The 25,299-nt window shown below is 36.2% G+C and carries 17 protein-coding genes; 15 read left to right on the top strand and 2 right to left on the bottom strand.

Translation table 11 applies throughout. From position 1 onward, the window contains the following. Positions 1-44: 44 nt before the first annotated feature. Positions 45-1,214: a hypothetical protein gene (locus WC623_RS10860; protein WP_372850861.1), complete on the top strand. Its 1,170-nt coding sequence runs from the start codon at positions 45-47 to the stop codon at positions 1,212-1,214. A gap of 10 nt (positions 1,215-1,224) precedes the next feature. Here WC623_RS10860 and WC623_RS10865 read toward each other — a convergent pair whose 3' ends face one another. Then, entirely contained in the window at positions 1,225-1,434 is a 210-nt protein-coding gene (locus WC623_RS10865) for a hypothetical protein (protein ID WP_372850863.1), read from the bottom strand. Positions 1,435-1,688: 254 nt separating this feature from the next. Here WC623_RS10865 and WC623_RS10870 point away from each other — a divergent pair, with 254 nt between their 5' ends. The 11 genes from WC623_RS10870 to WC623_RS10920 all read left to right on the top strand — a co-directional run bounded on the left by WC623_RS10870 (position 1,689) and on the right by WC623_RS10920 (position 17,443). Then, positions 1,689-2,267 carry a sigma-70 family RNA polymerase sigma factor gene (locus WC623_RS10870; RefSeq protein ID WP_372850865.1) on the top strand — a complete coding sequence of 193 codons (579 nt, stop codon included), beginning with the start codon at positions 1,689-1,691 and terminating at the stop codon, positions 2,265-2,267. Between the two features lie 146 nt (positions 2,268-2,413). Then, on the top strand, positions 2,414-3,664 hold the full coding sequence (locus WC623_RS10875; RefSeq protein WP_372850867.1) for an exo-alpha-sialidase: 1,251 nt from the start codon (positions 2,414-2,416) through the stop codon (positions 3,662-3,664). 13 nt (positions 3,665-3,677) lie between these two features. Continuing rightward, positions 3,678-4,991 (top strand): acetylxylan esterase, encoded by a 1,314-nt coding sequence (locus WC623_RS10880; protein WP_372850869.1) that lies wholly within the window; start codon positions 3,678-3,680, stop codon positions 4,989-4,991. A 76-nt stretch (positions 4,992-5,067) separates the two neighbouring features. Continuing rightward, a complete protein-coding gene (locus WC623_RS10885; RefSeq protein WP_372850871.1) occupies positions 5,068-6,273 on the top strand; it encodes a FecR family protein in 1,206 nt (401 codons plus the stop codon). A gap of 184 nt (positions 6,274-6,457) precedes the next feature. Continuing rightward, the gene (locus tag WC623_RS10890; protein ID WP_372850873.1) at positions 6,458-9,853 is read left to right on the top strand and encodes a TonB-dependent receptor; all 3,396 of its coding nucleotides are present in this window, start codon (positions 6,458-6,460) and stop codon (positions 9,851-9,853) included. A gap of 11 nt (positions 9,854-9,864) precedes the next feature. After that, positions 9,865-11,706, top strand: a complete 1,842-nt coding sequence (locus tag WC623_RS10895) for a RagB/SusD family nutrient uptake outer membrane protein (protein ID WP_372850875.1) — start codon at positions 9,865-9,867, stop codon at positions 11,704-11,706. 17 nt (positions 11,707-11,723) lie between these two features. Further along, positions 11,724-12,653 (top strand): DUF5017 domain-containing protein, encoded by a 930-nt coding sequence (locus tag WC623_RS10900; RefSeq protein ID WP_372850877.1) that lies wholly within the window; start codon positions 11,724-11,726, stop codon positions 12,651-12,653. Positions 12,654-12,656: 3 nt separating this feature from the next. Next, positions 12,657-14,663: an SUMF1/EgtB/PvdO family nonheme iron enzyme gene (locus WC623_RS10905; protein WP_372850879.1), complete on the top strand. Its 2,007-nt coding sequence runs from the start codon at positions 12,657-12,659 to the stop codon at positions 14,661-14,663. 64 nt (positions 14,664-14,727) lie between these two features. Further along, positions 14,728-15,819, top strand: a complete 1,092-nt coding sequence (locus WC623_RS10910; protein WP_372850881.1) for a hypothetical protein — start codon at positions 14,728-14,730, stop codon at positions 15,817-15,819. Positions 15,820-15,907: 88 nt separating this feature from the next. Beyond that, complete coding sequence (locus WC623_RS10915) at positions 15,908-16,870, top strand: NAD(P)/FAD-dependent oxidoreductase (protein WP_372850883.1); 963 nt, start codon at positions 15,908-15,910, stop codon at positions 16,868-16,870. Between the two features lie 132 nt (positions 16,871-17,002). Beyond that, a complete protein-coding gene (locus WC623_RS10920) occupies positions 17,003-17,443 on the top strand; it encodes an SRPBCC domain-containing protein (protein ID WP_372850885.1) in 441 nt (146 codons plus the stop codon). 17 nt (positions 17,444-17,460) lie between these two features. On the opposite strand, the gene WC623_RS10925 is transcribed toward WC623_RS10920, so the two are convergent. Continuing rightward, a complete protein-coding gene (locus WC623_RS10925) occupies positions 17,461-18,276 on the bottom strand; it encodes a rhamnogalacturonan acetylesterase (RefSeq protein WP_372850887.1) in 816 nt (271 codons plus the stop codon). Between the two features lie 173 nt (positions 18,277-18,449). Here WC623_RS10925 and WC623_RS10930 point away from each other — a divergent pair, with 173 nt between their 5' ends. Genes WC623_RS10930 through WC623_RS10940 form a run of 3 tightly spaced genes read left to right on the top strand, consistent with a single transcriptional unit; the run spans position 18,450 to position 25,271 of the window. Beyond that, on the top strand, positions 18,450-21,692 hold the full coding sequence (locus WC623_RS10930; protein WP_372850889.1) for a SusC/RagA family TonB-linked outer membrane protein: 3,243 nt from the start codon (positions 18,450-18,452) through the stop codon (positions 21,690-21,692). Positions 21,693-21,709: 17 nt separating this feature from the next. Then, positions 21,710-23,479, top strand: coding sequence for a RagB/SusD family nutrient uptake outer membrane protein (locus WC623_RS10935; protein ID WP_372850891.1), 1,770 nt, complete (start codon positions 21,710-21,712; stop codon positions 23,477-23,479). Beyond that, complete coding sequence (locus WC623_RS10940; protein ID WP_372850893.1) at positions 23,469-25,271, top strand: polysaccharide lyase family 1 protein; 1,803 nt, start codon at positions 23,469-23,471, stop codon at positions 25,269-25,271. Before WC623_RS10935 ends, WC623_RS10940 begins: the two co-directional genes overlap by 11 nt. Positions 25,272-25,299 lie beyond the last annotated feature (28 nt).

Here is a 25,299-nt window from a genome sequence, read left to right on the forward strand (position 1 = left end):
TATTGGAAATTGTATTTGTTTTTAAATAATGTATTTTAGTACATATGAAGAAATCTGTACTTTTTACCTTAATTATATTTTCTGCATTGAGTGGTTATACTCAAACAATAAGATATGTTGCTCCCAATGCTAGTGGAAATGGAAATGGTCAATCTGCTGCTAATGCCGCTGATTTTTTGAGTGCAAGTTTTTGGCCAGACATTCAAACTTTGTTAGCAAAGCAATCAGTAACAGTAAAATTTATTGGAGGAGATTATTCTCGCGCATACACTGAAAAATCACTTACGGTAGGCAATATGGGAAACCCTACTAACAAGCTGATTTTAGAGGGTGGAGTAGATAGTGCTCTGTTTATTGCACCTATTGGATACACAAAAAAATCTCAATTGGTAAAGATTATCAATTCAGTAAATGTAACTGTAAAAAACTTGCACTTTAAAGGTAATGGTAGTACAAATTATGTATTAAATATTACTGCTGATATTGGAAAAAAAACTAATCATATTTCTGTAGAAAATTGTACCTGGTCTGACATGAGGGGTATTGTTTATGGAGCTACTGGAGCCACTCAGGCTGGAACAAGCCATATTACCTTTAAGGATTGCACTTTTAAACGTGTTGGTTTAAGTGCAGGATCTCATATGATTTATAATGCATATGGTTCTCATCACATTTGGGTTGTTGATTGTCATTTCGAAGATAGTCCTGGTGATTATGTAAGGTTTAGAGATAAATGCGACTATGCTATCGTGAAGGGCTGTACTTTTATCCATCCACAGAATATTCCATCTATTAAGTTCATTTCTATGCCCTTGTACAATGATGGGATTCCTACAATTGGTAATGAAAGTTTTGGAACAAATTATTCTTTCACCGGAAATAGCTTTAAAAGTACTTTTGCAAATGTTTATACCTTTTTCTTTTCCAATACCGGCTATACTGCAGCCCAGTTTAATTATTTACTGACTCCTGAAGAAGGTAATATTTTAATCAGCGGAACTAATGCACAAAAGAAAGATTTAGTGGAAACTAACTTTGGGATATTTCCAGGTAAAGTCCGAATCTACAACAACACCTATTCTGGTGTTGCAAGCAATGTTTATTTAGGAAGCTATGTAAACTTCGGTGCTGTATCTAAGGGCTGGACAGGGAAAGGAGATATACAGGCATTGATCAATACAGATGCATTACCTTATACCTGGGAAAAGGAATAAAACGAAGCTGTTAATTCAGTTCTTCGTCATCATCAATATTCAAGCTGAGGTCATCATCCTCATCATGATTTAAATCATAATCTTCATCGTCTAAATCTTCTCTTTCAGGGAAGAAATCATCATCTTCTTCATCATCCCGATCATCCTCTGGATCTTCTGGAGGACCTTGTTGGTAGCATGTCAGAACTAATTCTTCAATCATATAAGCGGTCGTTTCCATAACTGTTTTTTTTGATAGTAATAAAACAACTATGACTTAAAAAAGTTCTGTCAATTAACTGATATTTAATCAGCCAACACCTTTGTTATATGATAATATATTGGAGATTATAGCTAATTATCATCATAATATATTTGAACAGCATCTATAGTTTAGTGAATTAATATATTAGAGACCAAGGCTACAAAACTACAATGTGTTTGTCTGTATTATTTTAATTTTCTTAATTTGGATGAAAAATTATCTTTAACTAAATGACGAACGAGTGTTTATATGATGCAGAATTACTGGCAGGTCTTAAATCTGGCAATCAGGAAGCTTTTACTCATATTTACAGAAAATATTGGCAGAGACTTTATAATGCAGCCTTTAAGCGGGTAAAAAATAAAGAACAATGTCAGGATATCGTTCAATGTGTGTTTACCTCTTTATGGGATAGACGCGGAGAAGTAAACATAAATAATATCTCTGCCTATTTGCATACTGCCGTTAAATTCCAGGTTTTTAAACAGGCGGTACGCAGTCCTAATACTACAGAATTTCTTGAAGCCTTTGAACACATCATTACCTCACCGGTAAATACAGATGATGCTATACTTGAAAAAGAAATATTGTTAATGATTAAATTATGGATTGATGCACTTCCTGATAAACGGAGAAAAATATTCTTAATGCATTATAACGATGACCTATCAACAGCAGAAATTGCTGGAAAATTGAATATATCTCGAAAAACTGTTCAAAACCAACTGAATACGGCTTCTCAGGCATTAAGATTAAGGTTAGTCCAACTGCTTTCCTTACTGATTTTGTCATCATTTTTTTCTCGCTAAAAAATAAAACTACTTTGATTTGGGACTTATTGTCATTTCTGATACATCATGTTAAAGAACGAAAGTTAAAACTATGGCAGTTTATGTCCTTGTTTTAAAAACGATTCTAGTTAATCATTTATCAGATCACATTTAAATAAAATGAAATGACAGAATTTTCTAAAGACAACAGAAGAAGTTTTATCAAAAAAGTAGCCATTTCCACCTTGGCTATTACATCTGGCATGAGTTTTCAGGCTTGTGCAAAGCAACATAATTTACCAGATGAAACTATTTCGGAATTTCCGTGGCTCGAAATTGATCCTGAGGTTAGGATATCTGAAGGACTGTTTGATCAGAGCCGGAAAAATGATTTAGGTTTAAGTTATGCTACTAATACTGAACAAATAACCATTTTTAGGCCAGAGCAAGCACTGGATATGAAATTTAACAATCATCCACAAATAGTTGATTTTAAAGGAAAACTTTATGCTACATGGGTAGGACACCCTTTGCATGAACCTAGTGCCGAATCTTACGTTTATTATAGTTATTCTACAGATGGAAAAAACTGGGTAGCTCCTAAACAGATTGGTCCTGCTAACAGGGCAAGCGGTGGATGGCTTACGGATGGGAATCATATTAGTTGTTTATTGATTAGTGGTGATAAAGTAAATAAAACATCAATTACAGAGTATTGCCATTCATTAGATGGTATAAACTGGTCCTCTGCAAAAGTGTTGATACAGAATGCAGGACCTAGTGAAAGTGCCAGAAGGCTTCCAAATGGAAGATTTATTATGGTTTGTCATGGACTGGGTACTGGAGATTTTAAAGCTGTTAGAGGTACAAGAATAATGTATTCTGATGCCAAGGATGGTCTTTCTGATTGGAAGCAAGGATTTTTGCCAGATCTTCCTGAATATAATGCAAACGATAAAGAAAAAGTGGCCAGAGCTGTAGAAGCCAGCTGGTTCAGGCGTAAAGACGATACCCTGGTTATGCTGTTTAGAGATTTATGGTTTGAGCAAAATAAAAGAACCTGGAAATTACTCGCAGCAGTAAGTAAGGATAATGGCACGAGCTGGTCTGTTCCTGTTTTAACAAATATCACTGATTCTGATTCTATGCAGTGTGCAGGCAGTCTTTCGGGCGGACTAGCTTTCTTTGTAAACAATCCTGTGCCAACACGTAGAAGAGTCCCGTTAACAGTAACTATTAGTAAAGACGGAAAATTATTTGATAAATCATACCTTTTAAGAGATATACCACAACCAAGAAGATATGAGGGAATCAGTAAAACTGAAGGTTATAGTTATCCTGGAGCTTTAGTATGGAAAGAGCATCTTTATGTTGCCTATGCAACCAATAAGGAAGATGTAGAAATAACCAGAATACCAATTAAATCACTTAACTAAATATTTAAAAACAATGACCAAAAAACTAAACTCCTTTTCAAGACAAATAATGCTTACATTGATGTGTAGCTTGTTTTTTTATTCTTTTTCACATGCTCAATCGGTAGCAGAAGCATTAAGCATCAGTATAGACGCAGATAAGGCTGACTGGAAATATACAGTTGGAGAGCAACCAATATTTAAAGTAACAGTATTGCAAAATGGTAAAAAGGCAAACAATGTTAAACTAAAATATAGAATTGCCCCCGAGAAGTTAGCTCCTGTAAAGTCTGATTCAGTACTACTTAATGATAACAGTTTTGATATAAAAGCTCCTACTTTAAAAGTACCTGGGTTTTTAAGATGTGAAGTAACATCAGTTGTAGGAGGGAAGACAATAAAAAAAATTGCAACAGTAGCATTTTCTCCTGAAGCGATTAAACCTACAATAGAGATACCTGCTGATTTTAATGAATTTTGGACTAAGTCTATCGCTGGTCTAAAAAAGATTCCTCTGGATCCTAAACTAGAGCTAATAAAAGAATATTCAACCGATGAAGTGAATGTTTATCATGTAAGTTTTCAGAATATTAATAATTCCAGGATATACGGTATGTTAAGTGTACCTACAAAGCCAGGTAAGTATCCTGGTGCATTAAAAGTTCCTGGAGCAGGTGTCAGATCTTATAAGGGGGACGTGAGTATGGCTAAAAATGGTATAATTGTTTTAGAAATTGGTATACATGGTATTCCAGTGAACCTAGATGCCCAGGTTTATGAAAGTTTGAGATCAGGTGCTTTATATTCTTATAATTCAACAAATTTAGACGATAAGGATAACTATTATTACAAAAGAGTATATCTGGGTTGTATTAGAGCATTAGATTTTTTAGTAGCGCAACAAGCATATGATGGACAAAACATTATCGTTTATGGTGGTAGTCAAGGTGGAGCATTGTCTATCGTAACTGCCGCTTTAGATCCTAGGGTTAAATATCTTGCTGCAAATTATCCGGCATTATGCGACTTAACAGGTTATCTGTATAACAGAGCTGGAGGTTGGCCACATTTGTTTAGTCCTGCAAACATAGCATATAACAATAAAAAAGATAAGTTGGAAACCTGTAAATATTATGACGTGGTGAATTTTGCTAAAAACCTTAAGGTTCCAGGACTTTACAGCTGGGGATTTAACGATGAAACTTGTCCGCCAACTTCAATGTATGCTGCCTATAATTCTATTACGGCACCAAAGGAGTTGATGATCTATAAAGAAACTGGCCATTCTACTATTCCTGAGCAAAGAACGAAAGTTATGGATTGGATATTAACCAAATTCAATAAATAATTTGAAACGATAGCATTTTGTTTTGGGACTTCTGCACATTTCAGGTACATCTATATAAAAGGATTGAAAATTAGCTATGGAAAAGAATAATACCAAGTCAGATTTAGCAAAGATGATGCAGAAGTATTTGGACGGAAAGGCTTCTGCAAAGGAATTAGAATTTCTGGAATCTTACTATGGCTATTTTGAGAAGGAAGAGGATATGCTGGCTTCACTTCCTGAAAATGAGAAGAATTTAATGCAGGATCATATAGAAGCAAATATCCTTAAAAGCATAAAAGAAAAAAAGGATGTAAAACCGCATAATATATGGTCTATAAGGTTTTATAAACCTTTGATTGCAGCCTCTCTGTTAATTATGCTGGGTGCTGGTGCTTATTTGTTTATGAAGCCAATGCCTAATCAAATAGATAAGAAAGAAATTCTGACCGCAGCAGATAACGTAAAAGCTACAAATGGAAATAGTGCTATTCTTACGCTGGCCAATGGAAAACAGCTGATTCTGGATCAAATGCAGAAAGGGCCAATAGCCAATGATGCTGGAGTAAGTATCAGCAAATCTGAAGATGGAAAGCTTGTTTACACAATAAATGACCTAAGATCATCAGAGAATACAGAGAGATTGATGTACAATACCATAACTACACCAAATGGAAATGAATATCAGGTGAATTTACCAGACGGTACAAAAGTTTGGTTAAATGCTGAATCTACTTTAAAATATCCTGTTGTCTTTGCAAATAACAACCGTTCTGTTGAACTAGATGGAGAAGCTTATTTTGAAGTTACTAATTCTAAAAATAAGCCATTTTTGGTCAATTCAAAAAATACACAGGTGCGGGTACTTGGAACACATTTTAATATCAATGCCTATAAAGATGATGAAGTGGTGAAAACGACCTTGTTGGAGGGAAGTGTAGCAGTTAAAAAGAATAGCATTGAGAAAATATTGAAACCAGGGGAACAATCCTTAATTTATAATCAATCCTCAGATATTAAAGTAAAAGAAGTAGATACTGAAGAAGTATTAGCCTGGAAACGAGGTTATTTTATTTTCAATGATGAAGACATCAAGACTGTGATGAAAACAATTGCTCGTTGGTATAATATTGAGGTTGTTTACGAATCTGAGATCAAAAACGAAATATTTGTTGGAACAGTTTCCAGGTTTGACAGTATTGAAAAGCTCTTGAAAACAATTGAACTGACAGGCGGCGTACATTTTAAAATAGAATCGAAGCCTGGAAATAAAAATGAAAGGAGAGTTACCGTTATGCCATAAAACAATAAATGCTAACGGTAAAAAAACAAATCAGGAACGTTCGAACCGTTCCTGATAACGTTAAAGTTGGCAAATCAGTCCTGAATCAAACTAATCTAAAAAACCTAACAACCAAATGTACAAAAAATATACAAAGTGCACTTGCAAGAAGCGCTGTGCCCTCTTTTTTAAGTTTTTTCTTATTATGAAGTTAGCTTTTATCATCCTTTTAACGACTTTCATGCAAGTGAATGCGAGTGTCTTCGCGCAAAAAATAAGCATTAATAAAAGGAATGCTCTGTTAACAGAGGTGTTAAAAGAAATAAGAAAGCAAAGTGGTTATAATATTTTGTTCACTAGAGACTTTGTCAAGAATCAACCAGCAATAACCATAAATCTTAGTAATGCCTCCATTGAAGAGGCTATGAATAAATGCCTGAATGGTTTAGGGTTAACTTACAAAATTGTAGAACGAAATATAGTAGTATCAAGAAAACTGAATGTTGAACCTCAGCGGCTTCAGCAAAAGTCTATTCCCGTAACAGGTAAAATTACAGATGAAAATGGAGGACCTTTGCCAGGTGTATCTGTGAAAATCAAAAATGGACAAGGCTCAACTGTGTCTGACTCCAAAGGCAATTATAAAATCATTGTTCCAACTGAAGAAACTGTATTAGTATATACATCAATAGGCTTCACCCCACAAGAAAAGAAAGTTTCAAATAGTAAAATGATCAATGTGGTAATGAAAGAGCAATCTACTTCTTTAAATCAAATTGTGGTAATTGGTTATGGTGAAGTAGCACGTAAAGACCTTACAGGATCAGTGAGCGAAGTTAAAGTTGCCGATCTTGCTAAAGCTCCTGTATCTTCTTTTATTGAGGCATTAGCGGGTAGGGTTGCAGGTGTAAGTGTAACTGCTAACGATGGTCAGCCAGGTTCAGAATTGAACATCATAATTAGAGGTGCAAATTCACTAACGCAAAGTAATGCGCCCTTATATGTAATCGATGGTTTTCCTGTAGAGGATATAACTAGTGCTGCTATCAATCAAGACGATATAGAAACTTTGAATATTCTAAAAGATGCTTCATCAACAGCTGTATATGGTGCCAGAGGAGCAAATGGTGTTGTTGTTATCGAAACTAAAAAAGGTAAAACAGGTAGGCCTGTTATTACTTTCAACAGTTCTGTAGGATTACATAAAGTTATCAAGCAAATGGATATGATGTCTTCTTACGATTTTGTTAAATATCAACTCGAACTAAATGAACCCAGAGCTACCAATAGGTATTTGGCAGATAGAACTTTAGAAGATTATAAAAACATAGAAGGTGTTGATTGGCAAGAAAAAATCTTAAACAATACAACAGTACAAACACATAATTTAGCCATAAGAGGAGGCAGTCAACAAACAAAGTATTCTTTATCAGGATCTTTATTCAGACAGCCCGGTGTAGTTAACAATACTGGTTCTAATAAATCTCAGTTTCGCAGTTCAATAGATCAAACAATCAGTAAAAAGCTTTCAATCGGCATGAATGCCAATTTTGGAAGTATACTAAACTATGGAGAAGTAGTTGCTGCAGGTGAAGGAACAACAAGTACTTATTTACTGTACAGAACCTGGGGGTACAGACCAGTAAGTGGAAATGCAAATTTCGATTTAGAAAATGATCTTATAGACCCGGATAACATTCAATTAGCAGATATCCGGTTAAATCCTTTCGTAACCAGCAGTAATAATTTTGCGCGTAATAGAATTGTTGATTTAGTAGCCAATGCCTATATGAAGTATGACATTGCTAAAGGATTAACCTTGAAGATCACAGGAAGTGCAAAAGGGAACACTCAGAAAAGAAGCCTTTTTTATAACTCACTTACTACACAGGGATCATCATTAAATCCATCAAATAAATTTGGTGTCAATGGAAGTATCCGATACTCTGAAACATTCAATTGGTCTAATCAAAATACTTTAACCTGGAATAAAACATTCAATAAAGATCATAAGTTCACATTAATGGCTGGGACATCTATTCAAGAGAATAAATTTGATCAGTTTGGCTATGGCACAATAGACATTTTGAATGAAGAATTGGGTATGTCGGGTTTGGAATTGGGAGACTTATATAGTGGTATTGCATATATTACCAGAAATACTTTAGCATCTGCTTATGGACGTTTAAACTATGGATTTAAATCAAAATACCTATTAACAGCTACTTTCAGGGCTGATGGTTCTTCGAAATTTGCTGATGGAAATAAATGGGGGTTTTTCCCTTCTGCTGCATTTGCATGGAATATGCATGAGGAAGATTTTATCAAAAAAATACCTGCAGTATCAAGTTCTAAGTTAAGAGCAAGTTATGGAGTAACAGGTAATAACAGGATTTCTGATTTTGCATTTTTACCAAGCTTAAATATGTTAGTGGCTAATTCATACTCATTTAATGATAGGGCTCCAATAAGAGGCACAATCTCAACTAATCTGGGAGACACTGATCTTAAATGGGAAAGCACTGCACAGACAGATATTGGCTGGGACTTGGGATTATTTAAAGATAGACTACAATTAACAGTAGACCTATACAGCAAAACAACGAAAGATCTATTACTGTATGCAAATTTTCCGGCAACAACAGGTTATTTACAGGCTTATAAAAACATAGGTTCTGTTAGAAACAGAGGATTAGAATTCTCTTTATTCTCTACAAATATTCAAAAGGAAGACTTTTCATGGTCTACGAATTTCAACATTAGTTTTAATGATAATAAAGTATTGGAATTGGCTAATGGTGATAAAAACCTTTTCAGTACAGCTAGCTTCTTTTCTCAATATAATGGTAGTGCATTGTATTTATCAAGAGTTGGACAACCTATGGGGCAATTTTATGGATATGTTTTCGATGGAATTTACCAAACAGATCAATTTGATACCCCTTCACCTGGTCAATATATCTTAAAAAAGGAATACCCCAGTAATGCAAGTGCGGCCGACAGAGGGAATATCCAACCAGGAGATATAAAGTATAAAGATTTGAATAATGATGGTGTGATCAATTCTAATGATGTGACTGTTATCGGTAGAGGTTTACCTATTCATACTGGAGGTTTTAATAATAATTTCAGTTATAAAAATTTTGATTTGAATGTTTTTTTTCAATGGTCTTATGGAAATCAGGTTTACAACGCAAACCGATTGATTTTTGATGGAAATGGTATTAAGGCTATAGATTTAAATCAGTATGCTTCATACAGCAACAGATGGACACCTGAAAACCCATCTAATACAAATTACAGAACCGGAGGACAAGGTCCACAAGGAATTCATTCTTCAAGGGTTTTAGAAGATGGTTCATTTTTAAGGTTGAAAACCATTGCTCTTGCATACTCACTACCCAAAAAGATGATTAAGTCGTTATATCTTAATGAATTAAAATTTAATGTAGCTGCACAAAATCTATTTACCTGGACTAATTATTCTGGTATGGATCCGGAGGTTTCTGTTCGCGGGAATACACCTACAACTCCTGGTTTTGATTATTCCGCATATCCAATGGCTAAAACAGTTGTTTTTGGTATTAATGCAACCTTTTAAAATTATAAATTATGAAATTTAAAGTATTAATAACATTAGTCGGACTAACGATTTTCTCAGGTTGTAAAAAATTTCTGGATGTTAAACCTGTTGATATTCTTGCACCCGAAGCTTACTATAACACAGAGAGTGATCTTGAACATTCTTTGGCAGGTGTATATGATGTATTAGGGAATAACGCTTTGTATGGAGGGATGATGCTCTTTAACTATGGTTTGGATGGCGATGATGGTTATTGCAGCAGGGTATCAACTACTACAGGACCGATGCTATATGATTTTACCTCTTCGGATCCATTTGTTACATCTCATTGGAATACCCTATATCTAGGTATAAACAGGGCAAACTTATTATTGGAAAATATAGATAACAATATGGATATAGCTGAACAGGTTAGAAATAGAGTTAGAGCTGAAGCATCTTTTCTAAGGGCTTATTTCTATTTTCTTTTGGTTCAGACATATGGTGAAGTACCTATTGTTTTGGCATCAACGAAATCTACAGCGAATACTGATATCGCCAAATCTTCAATAAAAGAGGTGTATAATATGATTCTAAAGGATATGGAGTATGCAGAGTCTCATGTGAAAGACATTTCTGAAATTGAAGGTGGTGGCAGGGTAAGTAAATCGGCAGTTCGAGGTATTTTATCAAGAGTTTGCCTTTTTATGGCCGGCTATCCCTTAAATGATGTAACAAAATACGAAGATGCCAAAAACTGGGCCTGGAAGGTAATAAGTGATGGTCAGTCCGCTCATCAACTAAATGATTCATATGCTCAGGTTTTTATCAATTATGCTATAGATAAATATGATACCAAGGAAAGTATTTGGGAAATTGAGTTTTATGGTAACATTGCTAATGGTTTTGATGAAACAGGTTGGAATGGTTATATTAATTCTCCTGGATCAAATCTGGATAACATAAAGAGTTTATCATTTGTAGCTGCTACTGCAAATTTGTATAACAGATACCTTTTGGGGGACATTAGGAGAGACTGGAACATCGCAAATTTCAGTTATAATGCAAGCGGTGGTAAAACATTCTCAAATTCAACAACTTTTGCCTCATTATTTGTGCGCCCTGCAGCCAAATTTAGAAGAGAATACGAGCCGGCTCCTGTAAAAAAGGCGTATGCTACACCTCAAAACTTTCCTGTTTTAAGATACTCAGATGTACTGCTCATGTATGCAGAAGCTTTAAATGAAATCTCATTTAGTAATAAAGACGAAGCTGTTCAATATTTAGAAATAGTTAGGAAAAGAGCCTATGTTAAAAAGGGAGGTGTTAAATCTATTACACTTACCAATAAGGGAAGTAATTATTCTGTGGCTCCAATCATAACCATTGCCGGTGGTGGTGGAACCGGAGCAAAAGCTTACGCAGTATTAAACGGAACTAAACAAATCTCTGGTATTCTGATGGAAAGAGATGGTGTTATAGGAAATGTTTTTGGCGAAGGATATACTTCTGCACCAACAGTTACAATAACTACTCCAGCAGGAGCTACGGGCTCTGGTGCTGTGGCAACGGCAGTACTATTTAATGGCGACGAACATAAAGTTTCTGCTGCTGCAATTGTAGATCAACAATCACTAAGAGCTTTAATAAGGGAAGAAAGATCAAGAGAGTTTGCATTCGAATGTTTGAGAAAAGGTGACCTCATCAGATGGAATATTTTCTTAGACAATATGCAAGATGTGTATAACACTATAAGTCAGCAAGTACCAGCTGCAAACTACATCAATTATATCAACAGGTATAAAAATGTGAACAGTAAACATTTGTTATGGCCTATTCCATCAAGAGAATTGAGTTTGAATAGCAAATTAATACAAAATAATAACTGGTAAAACTTAAAATAAATACAATGAAAGCAAAGTATTTCTTTTTCATAGTCATGCTCATGAGCAACTATGCTTGTAAAAAAGAAAATCGTTTGAAATTAGATAAGCTAGATTTTAACGTTAAAGCTAGTTCTACAGAGATTTCTATTGGTGAAAATGTAAATTTTCATTTTAGTGGAGATGCCGAGATAGTAAGTTTTTATTCTGGAGAATTTTTAAATGATTACGATTTCAAAGACGGAAGAAGTCTGGAAGTCTCCGGAGCTCAAACCATGTCTTTTACCTCTGCAGTAAATCAGGGAACTCAGGCTAATCAGTTGTCTATTTTGGCCAGCACCGATTTCGATGGAAATTACCAAAGTTTGGAAAGCATCCATGAGGCTGATTGGATTGACATCACCAATCGATTTACGCTGGGTACAGTTAACACATTTGTGGCTTCTGGGGAAAAGGATATTACCGATTTATATGAAACAGGTAAAGCTTTATTTATTGCATTCAAATACAATACCCGATCTCAGATCACCTTTGGAGATGCAAGAATTTGGATGATTCAGGATTTTAAAATTAATGGTCAGACTGAATTTGGAAAGCAACAAATAATGAATTTGCCTGAATCAGGTTTTAGAATTGTTGATGAAAACCCTACAACTTATCCGGCCAGAGCTGCAGTTACGGCTTCAAGAATAAGTATGCAGGGAAATGAGTACACGGAAAACTGGTCGCCGGAAGGATTCCATTGGGCAATCAGTAAAGCCCTTTATCTCGAAAATCTGAACCTCGGTCCAGATAGAGCTTTAGCAATAAAAGGCAGTGAAAATCCAATGCCTGATGTTTACACCTATAAATTTTCTAAACCAGGAACTTATAAAGTTAAATTTATTGGTTCAGTTCAAAACATCAATCAAAGGGAAGAACAAATCAGAACAATTACTATAACTGTAAATCCATAAGTAATGTTAAATCATCTTTTAAAAAGATATATCATATTACTTTTTATAACTTTTTCAATAGCACTAAGTACTATAAGTTATGGGCAGCAGAAAAATGCTATAGGAATTGATATGGTTGATATTAAACCCGGTAAATTTTTCATGGGAAGCGCAGGATTTGGGGAAAATCAGGATGAAAACCCTGCACATATTGTTCATATTTCCAAGCAGTTTAAAATATCCGCTACAGAAATTACTAATCTACAATACGAACTCTTTGATCCTGGACATAAATCTTTAAGGAGTAAAAATGGATTCTCTAAAGCAGATGACGAGGCTGTGATTTATGTAAGCTATAATGATGCCTTGAAGTTTTGTGAATGGCTCTCCAAAAAAGAGAATAAGATCTATAGGTTGCCAACTGAAGCTGAGTGGGAATATGTATGCCGGGCTGGTACTTTTTCTCCTTATGCAATTGGAGATCGCGTGCTACCTAAGAACTTCCTTAAAAACCAGGAAATAGCCTGGGATCCTAAACCTGTTTCATTACAAGTTAAACAAACACAACCTAATCAATGGGGTGTTTATGATATGCATGGAAATGTTGAGGAATGGTGCTTGGATTGGTATGGAAAATATATTGAAAAAGAACAAACAGATCCGGCAGGCTATAAAAATGGATTATATAGAGTAACAAGAGGAGGAAGTCATAATACCCCTGTAAAATACCTAAGATCAGCGAACAGATCTGCTTTAATTCCAGAAGATAGAACCTGTTTTACAGGCTTCAGGATAGTAGAAGTTGCTCAAGATATCAGTCCGGAGAGACTTATAGATTATAAACCCGTGTCTGAAATGAAGTCAGTGAAACATAAATGGGTTAAAGCGGACAGCCGTCCGGTGTTTATGGAGCCTATTACCTATGTGAAGATAGATGAAGCAGGTAAAAATGATTTTTTATATCATCATAATCATTGCCCAGCAGTAACATGGACGCCCAATGGTGATCTACTGGCAATTTGGTTTTCTACAGAAGAAGAAACGGGACGGGAAATGACTATCGTCTCTAGTCGGCTAAACTTAAAAAGCAAAACCTGGACAACACCTTCATTGTTTTTTAAAGTTCCAGATAGAAATATGACTGGTTCATCACTTTTTTTTGATGAACAACAAAATGTTATTTATCATATGAATGGTGTTGAAGCCACGGGAACATGGCAAAATCTGGCTATGGTTATGAGAAAAAGCTATGACAATGGGCACTCCTGGACCGCTCCAGTTTTTGCGAATGCGGAACATGAACCAGGTAATCAAGTCATTGCAGGAATGTTTAAAACCAGGGAAGGTTGGTTAATACAACCTTGTGATGCCACTCCAAAAGTGAAAGGGGGTAGTGTAATCCATATATCTAAAGACAATGGAAAAAATTGGTATAACCCATCAAAAACACTTAGGGTAACTCCAGATTTTAAAGAAGGAAATACCGGTGGAATTATTGCTGGTATCCATACAGGAATTGTTCAATTAAAAAATGGAAACCTCTTCGCTTTTGGCAGAAATGATAACATTAAAAAAGATAACAATTTTTACATGCCGATCAGTATTTCCACTAATATGGGGGAAAGCTGGACCTATTCAGCGAGTGAATTTCCACCAATTTCAAGCGGTCAAAGATTGATACTCAAAAGGCTTAATGAGGGTGCTTTATTACTTGTCTCTTTTACTGATGCTACAATTGATCCTAAAAAAGGGATGACCTTTAAACGTAAAAATGGCAGTAATTACACTGGCTATGGAATGTATGCAGCACTTTCTTTTGATGAAGGAAAAACCTGGCCCGTTAGAAAACTGATAACAGATGGCAAAGAAAGATACCTGAATGGCGGAGCCTTTACCGGATATTTTAAAATGGATCAGAATAATGCTGAACCCAAAGGCTACCTGGCCTTAACACAAAGTCCTGATAATTTAATTCACCTTTTTAGTAGTGCTATACATTATAGGTTTAACTTAAAATGGTTAATGCAATAATGTAAGCTCTGGAAACAAGACCACATTTATAAACACATATTTATATAAATAAACAAATTTTATTATGATTCTATTTAGTAAGAAATTATTAGTCTTATTAGTTGTTGCTGGAATAAATTTCGGCTATTCTTTTGCCCAAGTTGCTAAGCCTTTTAAAAAAGACAATCTGGTAATTTACCGAATTGGAGATGCAAATTCAGGTAGCGATATTAATAATTATAATGCTTGTCCAATTTATTTGGACGAATACAATGTTTCTGGTGACCGGCCAGTTTTAGTACAATCTGTGGGCTTACCTGTAAAAACAATGGGAGAGAACAGACGAATTTTAGCTTTAGGGAAGGATGTATTAGCTGGTTTTATAAGTCGCTCAAACGATGGAAAATACTTGGTTGTTCCAGGTTATGATGCATCACCTGGAACCGATATATTAAATAAACCTGCAAATGAGGTGAATCGTGTTGTTGCACTTATAGGAGCTGATGGTAAAATAAATACCTCATCTGTGGCAGAAAACACTTTTAATAATAATTCATTCCGTTCTGCAGCATCATTTGATGGTACCGATCTTTGGCTTTCCGGAGGCGGAGGAGCTAATAATGGAGGTATATTTTATCTTAAAAAAGGAGTAAAAGAAGGAGTGAATCTGGGTGGACTGAGCTTCAGGCAAATTAAATTTTATAATGGTGACCTATATGCCTCGGAAGCAGCACGGATTTACAAAATAGGTACCGGTAAAGTCGCAGAAGGAGGGAAAAAGTTTACCAATTTAACTGAAGAATCAACAATTAAAGATGGTACTAGCTTTGTTATTGCAAATCTTGATGCTACTGCTACAAGCTCCAAACAAGTTGCTTATTTCCTGACCTATAATAATGGCATTGTGAAATATTCACTGGTAAAAAATAAATGGGTAAATAATGGTGTTTTTCAAGGTGCTGGAAAAGGCACAGGTATTGAGGCAAGAGTAATTGATGGTAAAGTTAAACTATATGTAATTAGTAGCGGTAATGATAGAGGAGGTGATGGGACTCTAATCGAAGTTTTAGATAATTCAGGTTACAATGAGACAATTAGTGCAGCATCTAAGGTTTTGTTACGTTCTGGTACAAATCAGACCTTTAGGAGCTTAGCTTGGTCTCCATCGATAAACTAATGTTTCTTCTTACATTTCTCCAAAAGCAGGAGGCTGAAAAGAAAACAGAACAACATTAAATGACGCAACTATGTTGCAATTAAAATGAATGATTTCTAACTTTAACACAGTTAACGGAATCATTCATTTTAATTTTAGTTCAATGAAAGACAGCAACAATTTTGAAGTAATTATTATCGGAGGAAGCTATTCAGGCCTTTCGGCCGCAATGGCATTAGGGCGTTCTCTAAGAAATGTATTAATAATAGATAGTGGACAACCTTGCAATAAACAGACACCCCATTCACACAATTTCCTTACTCAAGATGGTAAAACTCCTAAAGAAATTTCTACACTAGCCAAAAAACAGGTCGAAAAATATGATACCGTAAAATTTTACGAAGGTAGTGCTATAAAAGGAAAAAGAACGGAAAGCGGTTTTCAAATAAAAACAGAATCTGGAGAACTATTCAATGCTAAAAAATTGATATTCGCTACAGGAATTAAAGATATCTTACCCGATATAAAAGGATTTTCACAATGTTGGGGTATTTCCGTAATACACTGTCCTTATTGCCATGGATATGAAGTGAAAAATGAAGTGACAGGGATCCTGGCTAATGGTGATGCAGCGATACACTATTCACAATTGGTCTGTAATTTGACAAAGGATTTAACCATCTTCACAAACGGAAAATCATCATTTACAGCTGAACAAATAAAAACTTTGGAAAATAAGGGAATAAAAATTATTGAATCTGAAATAGCCAGCTTCGAACATAATAGTGGGCATATTCAAAGTATTCAATTCAAAAATGGTTCAAAAATCCCTTTAAAAGCAATTTACGCGAGAGTCCCGTTTATACAGCATTCAGATATACCCGAAAGTTTAGGCTGTGAACTAACAGATAATGGTTTTATTCGTGTAAATGAATTACAGCAAACAAATGTATCTGGTGTTTTCGCCTGTGGAGATAACTCATCTTTTATGCGTTCAGTGGCGAATGCTGTAGCAACAGGAAATTTTGTAGGAGCAGTAACTAACAAAGAATTCTGCGAAGCTCAATTTTAATGGTTATTTTACTATTTCCTGTCGCAATAGCCCCTGTTTAATGTCGTTTTCATACTGTAATTCTTTCCACCTTAACGAGTAACTTTATATTGGCTTGGTTGCCAGAATAATATAGTCTTTAATTAAAATATCATGAAGAAGTTAGAGTTTAGTATTACGATTAATGCAAATCCTCAAAAAGTTTGGGATATCATCACAGGTAAAGAGACATACGACCAGTGGACAAAAGTGTTCGCAGAAGGTTCGACAGTAGAAACAGATTGGAAAAAGGGAAGTAAAGCCTTATTCCTGGATGGCAAAGGAAACGGTATGGTTTCAGAAATAGCTGAAAGCATACCAGGTAAATTCCTTTCTATTCATCATCTGGGTGAAGTGAAAGATGGAGTGGAAGACCCAACCACGTATCAAGGCGAGGAATGGGGAGATGCTTTAGAAAATTATACCTTAAAGGAAGTTGATGGTAAAACAGTTTGGCTGGTAGAGATGGATATGGATGAAGAATATGCGCAATACATGGAAGATACCTGGCCGCTGGCTTTAGCTAAAGTGAAAGAATTGGCTGAAAAGAATTAATGAATCACCATTGGCTGCTATTTAAGATACGCAGCCAATGGTGATTTGATTTCCTTTAGTCCCTGGGCAGCAAGGCGTGCTATTTCTGTAGCTCCAAATACGCACAAATGACTGTCGTCTTTTTTGCCTTCTGGTAATTTGCTGAATTTGCCCGGCTCAATATAAAGAAAGAGCTTTTTAGATTCTTCAGGGCCATATTTGGTTACCAGGTCAGCTGATTTTTGGTTTAAGTCGATTACTGGAATATTAGTTTCTTTGCCTAACTTGCGTACTGCATTTACATATTCCCCATAGGTATCTACAAGTTTTCCAGCTTTGTCAAATCTTCTTCGCACCAAAGAAGTAAACAGAACAGGATGTGCTCCTTTTGCTTTTGTTTCATTTATATAATTTAGTAGATTCTCTCTATAGCTGCTTTCAGGATCTGTATGTCTTGCAGTATCGGGTTTCTGATCGTTAGCACCAAACATAATAAATACATAATCACCTGCTTTTAGCTTTTCAATAACTGGTTTCCAATGTCCTTCAGTCCTGAAACTTTTAGAACTTCTGCCACTGCGGGCGGCATTATGAATTTCAACCTGCTCATTAAAAAACTCAGGCATCATTTGCATCCATCCTCTTATAGGGTAGTTTTCTCCTCCAAATTGCGAAAGATAAGAAGGTGAAAAATCACACATTGTTGAATCTCCAATAGAATATATAGTTATCTTTTTTTGTCCGCTTTTAAAACTGATCAACAGAAATACAACAAATACTGATGTAATTAAGGTTTTTAAGGTCTGAGTCATATCGGGTTTATTTTGGTTCTCAATTACGAATATACTTTTCATAAGTTTATCTGGGGGTAAATAAACTATTTTAATTGTCGGTAGCGCTATCGATAACGTTATCGGTAACGGTTGCATACATTTTTTAGCATCAAATGGGTATTATCTTCAGCAGAATAATGTAATCTTGTTATAAGCGATTGCTCTATCGTGCTAACCAGCTATAACCGAATATTATGAAAAGATTTTTACAGGTATTTATTGTTTTGCTGCATTTTGCCAGCATTTCATTTGCACAACAGCAAAGCCGTGCCATTTCAGGTAAAGTAATGAGCCTGGAAGAAGATGAACTATTACCAGGGGTATCCGTCGCTGTTAAGGGACTAACCACCGCAACAAGCACCGATGTGAATGGTGCATTTAAACTAACCGTGCCAGGCAACGGGGAAATTACATTGGTGTTTAAGTATTTGGGATATAAAGCCAGGGAGGTAAAAGTTACAAATGACAAAGAACTCATTGTAAGATTACAACCAGAAGCCTATATGCTTAACGAAGTAGTTACTATTGGCTACAAAACACTGCAACGTAAGGATATCACAGGTGCTGTAGCCTCTGTTAACGCACGACAATTGAAGGATATACCAGTCAACTCTGCTGCTGAAGCTCTGGCAGGAAGACTTGCAGGTGTTCAGATAACAGCAAACGAGGGTATGCCGGGTGCTGATGTACGGGTACTCATTAGGGGTGGAGGCTCTATTACTCAAAGTAATGCTCCACTATATGTAATTGACGGAGTACAGGTTGAGGATGGTTTATCAAATATTTCGCCAACAGATATTGAATCTGTAGAGGTACTTAAGGATGCTTCTGAAACTGCCATTTACGGAGCCAGAGGAGCAAATGGGGTTGTGGTCATCACCACAAAAGGTGGCAAAGAAGCGAAAACTAGAGTAAGCTACGATGGCTTCCTTGGACTTGCACGTTTGCAAAATAAGCTTGAAGTGATGAGTCCTTATGACTTTGTATTACGTCAGTATGAACGATCAAGAGGCTTAACCAACACTGAATCTGCATTTGAACAGATGTATGGTACTTTTGATAATCTTGATAGTTACAAAAATACAGCACCGATAGATTGGCAGGAAAAAACATTTGGCAGAGATGCGGTTTCACAAACTCACTCTGTAGCAATTAATGGTGGAAATAAAGCAACTACATTTAACATTAGCTATACCAATAATGCACAACAGGGTATTATGGTCAATTCTAAATTTAACAGACATATATTTAATTTAAAGCTGGATCATAGAGCTAATGATAAACTTCGTGTTGGCTTTGGTACCAGGTATAATAATCAGCAGATCAATGGTTCAGGAGTTTCCAGTACTGAGGCTACTGCCACTTATAGTCTGTTGCGACATACCATTAAATACAGGCCTTTAAACATCACTGGGATGAGTGATGATGAACTTGATGAAGAGTACTTTAATGACACCAATACCGGTAACGGACTTGGGGTTTTAAATCCTATTCAATTGAGTAATGCCCAATACAGGAGCAGGCCATCTGATAACTTAAACATTAATGGCTACCTCAATTATACACTGCTAAAAGGCCTGTCTTTCAGATCTACTGCCGGAGTTAATTTTAACAATAATACCATCAATGCATTTGATGATTACTTTACTTCAAATGCCAGAAATAATGGAAGTAGCTTACCAATAGTAAACATAAATAACAGGAAACGCTATAGCATCAACAACTCAAATGTATTCACTTACAATTTCAAAAAAGGGGTACATAACTTCAGTGCTTTACTTGGACAAGAGATTTATAGTTCAAAAGAGGAGATCAGACTTGATCAGTTGAAATTGTTTCCTAAAGGCATTACTCCAGAGAAGGCACTTGGACAACTTAGCCTTGGACAAAGTGCACCATTATTTCCAAGTAACATCATAAATGAAAGTCGCCTACTTTCCTATTTTTCTGGTTTAAATTATTCATATAATGATAAATATCTGGCCAAATTTACTTTCAGGACTGATGCCTCTTCAAAGTTCATTTCCGGTAAAAATTGGGGTTATTTCCCTTCGGGATCTCTGGGATGGAGGATATCGAAAGAGGATTTTATGAAAGATATTTCCGTTATCTCGGATCTGAAACTACGTGCTAGTTATGGTGCATCAGGAAATAACAGAATTAATGATTTTCTATATTTAACCACCTTTTTAACAAATGTCAAGTATGCATTAAATGAGACAGTAAGCCCTGGTTACAGTTCTCCATTCTTATCTAACAAAAATCTTCAATGGGAAACAACAGTGAGCCAAAACATTGGTCTTGATATTGCCCTTTGGGATAATCGATTGCAATTGAACATTGATGCATATAGGAATAAAGTTAAAAATCTGTTACTGGATGTTCGAATTCCTTCCACCTCAGGTTACGTTAGTCAGCTACAAAATGCAGGACAAAGCTCTAACAAAGGCCTCGAATTTCAATTAAACGCCATTCCTTTCCAGCGGAAAGATTTCTCATGGACAACTAATTTCAACATCGCCTTTAATAGAAATAACATTGATAAATTGTCTACCGCTTCAAGTTATCTGCCGTCACCTGCAGTAGCCTTTGTTTCAGGGCAACCAGCAGATTATATTGTACAAGTGGGTAAACCTGTTGGAACTATGTATGGTTATGTGTCTGACGGCTTTTATGGTGTTAACGATTTTAATTATGATCCTTCTACACAAATCTATACACTTAAATCAGGTGTAGCAGATGTCTCTGGTGTACTGGGAACCGCTCAGCCAGGATGGATGAAACTGAAAGACCTTGACGGAAATAATATTATCAACGAGAGCGATAAAAGTATTATTGGTGATGCTACACCTAAATTCACAGGAGGCTTTAACCAACAATTCACTTATAAGAACTTTGACCTGAGCATGTTTGTAAACTTTGTAGTTGGCAATGATATTTATAATGCCAACAAAATTGAATTCACAAACAGTTACACTCCAAATACCAACATGCTGGGTATAATGAAAGACCGTTGGAAAACCGTTGATGCCAGTGGAAATGTGGTCCAAAAGGTTACTGTAGTGGGAGGTTCTCCTCAGGTTACTGGTATTCCACCGGATCAGCTTGCGGCCTTAAACAAGGATGCCAATATATGGCAGCCAATTACTGGTTCCGGAGCCTTTTATCCAACTTCATGGGCCATTGAGGATGGTTCTTTTCTAAGACTTAACAACATTACGCTTGGCTATACTTTTCCAGTAAAATTAATCAGCAAGGCCAAAATTAATAAATTAAGAGTGTATGCTACGGCTAATAATGTAGCCGTAATTACGGGGTATTCAGGCTTTGATCCTGAAGTGAATGTAAGAAGTTCAGACCCGGTAACACCAGGGGTAGATTTCTCAGCCTATCCCCGTAGCCGCACATATATTTTCGGTATCAACCTTTCCCTTTAACCATAAAAGCAACAAAGATGAAAGTAAAAATATTTTTCCCAATAGCCGTAGCAGTCATAAGCATGATTAGCCTTATCTCATGTAAGAAATACCTGGAAGTATCACCCCAATCAGCTTTTGATGAGCAATTTGTGTTTAGCAATGTGGCCAATGCCACCGGTGCATTAATGGGTGTTTATGAACAGTTAACAGGAGATAATGGTTATGGTAGTCGGCTGAGTATGATGTACCCATACGATACCGATGAATTTATTGGGGTTACAAATGCTTCGGCTCCCGATAACAATTCGCGTGATTTATCCAGATACAATCTGCAGCCTACCAATGGGCAACTGGCATTGCCTTTTAATCAATTATACTCCGGAATAGAGAGAGCAAATATCTGCATCAAGAACATTCCAGTAATGGCAATGTACAACAATGGCGTTGAATCAGAAAAGCAACAGTTAAGGCGTTTATATGGAGAGGCCTTAACTTTACGTGCTCAGTTTTACCTGGAGCTAATTAGAAACTGGGGAGATGTTCCTGCCTTATTTAAACCTGCAATTGATCAGGAAGATCTTTTTCCGCAAAAAACAGACCGTGACCTGATATACGATAGGTTGATTGAGGATCTTAAAACAGCAGCAGAACTAGTTCCATGGCGTAATGAACCTGGAGTTGCCCTGGATGAAAGAATTACCAAAGGTGCTGTTAAAGGACTAAGAGCCAGAATTGCCCTTTACAGAGGTGGCTACTCTCTTAGAAGTAGTTCGAAGCAAATGGAACGCAAACCAGATTACCTTAATTTCTATAAAATAGCCCGGGATGAATGTGCTGAAATTATGGCACGTCGTGATAAACACAATCTGAACCCATCGTTCGAGGATATATTTAAAAATAACATTAATGCTTTTAAAATAGAACCTAATGGTGAAGTGATGTTCGAAGTTGCTTTAGGAAAAGACATTAGTGGAAGAATAGGCTATTATGATGGTCCGCGTTTTTATGTTTCTTCTGGTACTGCACAGTTGGGTAATAGTTCTGTAAGAGCTGTTCCGATATACTTTTACTCCTTTAATCCTTTAGATACCAGGAGGGATGTTACTTTGGCACCGTATTATAATAATGCGGATAAAACCAAAGCTGTACAAACACTGGTAAATATGGTAAGTGGAAAATACAGAGCCGATTGGTGGAATCCAGCACCAACTTCAGCCAGTCAGCAAACCGGAATCAATTGGCCAATTCTGCGTTTTTCAGATGTACTTTTGATGTTTGCTGAAGCGGAAAATGAAATAAACAGCGGACCTACTATTGGTGCTATATCAGCTTATGAAGAAGTAAGAAAACGTGGCTTTAAAGGTAATGAAGCTGCAATAGGCATTACTCCATTAGGGAAAGAAGATTTTTTCAATGCCATTGTAAATGAAAGGTACTTTGAATTTGGAGGAGAAGGTATTCGTAAGTACGATCTGATCCGCTGGAACTTATTGGCTTCAAAGATTGCTGAAACCCGTGCCAACTACACTAAAATGCTGAATAAAGCAGCTCCTTATAATAACCTTCCGCTAAGTATGTATTACAAATCGGCCTCAATGGAAGTGATTTATAGTAATTCACTTTATGCACCAGCACCTACTGCTACTCCGGTAGGTCATACTAAAGTAGCTTGGATAAGTTCAATTACGGCAGCTTGGATTACCAATTTTGCACAATACTTTAAACCTAACCACAGTGAGTTATTACCATTGCCTCAATCTGTGGTAGAGTCGAATCCTAAGCTAAAGCAAGATTATGATTATTAAGCCGAAATATAATTTTTTAGTTTTTCTGTTTTTTTTTGCCATAACAGTAAAACTTCAGGCACAAAATGATACAAAAGGAACAAAAAATAATAACCTCTCATCACAACTTGCTTTTCCAGGCGCTGAGGGAGCTGGGCGTTTTGCAACAGGCGGTCGCGGTGGCGAGGTCTATTACGTGACCAACCTTAAAGATAGTCTTGCAGGAAGCTTGCGTGATGCTGTGTCAAAACCTAACCGAACTATTATATTTAAAGTATCAGGTACTATTAACTTAAGAAGCCCTATTTCTATAAAAAAGGATAACATTACCATCGCTGGACAAACTGCTCCAGGCGATGGTATTTGTTTAAAGAACTATGGCCTATCAATAAGGGCAAATAATATTATAATAAGACACATCCGTTCAAGACCAGGAGATTTGATCACCAGGTCAGGTGATTCTTCGAAGGTAGTAGATGCGATGTATAATGCTTATGGAACTCCCATTACTCAGCCCTTTAATAACATTATTGTAGATCATTGTTCTCTAAGTTGGTCGACTGATGAGGTGGGTTCTTTTTATGCCATTTCTAACTTTACATTACAATGGAGCATACTGAGTGAAAGTCTTTATCGATCATTGCATACTAAAGGTACACCTCATGGCTACGGAGGAATATGGGGTGGCCAGAACGTCTCCTTTCATCACAACCTATTGGCCAGTAACTCTAATAGAAATCCCCGTTTTTCGGGAAGCACTGCCACTTTGCAACCTGAACTGGAATATGGAGATTTCAGGAACAATGTTGTTTACAATTGGGTAGGTTCAGCATATGGAGGAGTGGGAGGTCATTATAATATGGTAAATAATTATCATAAAGCAGGTCCGGCTACTACGGGTGCTGCAACAAGTTCTCCTTCCAATCGAAGGAACCGTATTTTATTATACTCCAGCTATAGTACGACACCAACAGGAGATACAGTACTTGGAGGAAAGTTCTATATAAATGGAAACTTTGTACATGGCTATCCTGATGTGACAGCAGATAATTGGACAAAAGGAGTACAGTTAGACAGTTATTACAAGGCTACAGCATTGAAAGCCTCAGGAAAGTCAGCCACTCCATTTCCATATGCACCTGTAGTAACACAAACAGCACAAGATGCCTTTTATTCTGTAATGAATGGCGCTGGGGCCGTTTTGCCACGCAGAGATACTGTTGATAGAAGAATTATTAAAGAAACCCGTACTGGTACCGCAACTTATGGAGGAAGTTATAATGCTAGTGGCACCCGAAATCCCTCTGGAATTATAGATAGTCAGCACACTGTAGGAGGATGGCCAAATTTGAAAAGCACAATTTATCCCATGGATACAGATAATGATGGTTTACCAGACTGGTGGGAAAAGATGATTCAAGCTTCTACAACAGATTCAACAAGCATTGACAGGAACACTTTTGATACAGATGGATACACCATGTTAGAAAAGTATTTGAATGGAATACCTTCCCCAGACCAACAGGTTTCATTTCTAAACATTAATGCTCATAAAGAGGGACAAAATATCATCCATGTTAGTTTTAATATAGATTGGGCAAAAGATCAATTCAATTTAGGTTTGTACAGATCAGCTGATGGTATTAAATTTAATAGAATTTCAGAAGTTAACACCTCAATTAACTCAACTTCTTACCTGATAAAAGATCATACAGCACCACATCAGTTGCTATATTATAAAATAGGAAGTAAACGTATTGATGGTACTGGTGAAACATTTTATAGCAATGCAGTACAAATTGCCAATAAATAAGGTTCTTAGTTATTGGCTGTTTCAATAA

This window comes from Pedobacter sp., from assembly GCF_041645105.1.
GTDB lineage: Bacteria > Bacteroidota > Bacteroidia > Sphingobacteriales > Sphingobacteriaceae > Pedobacter.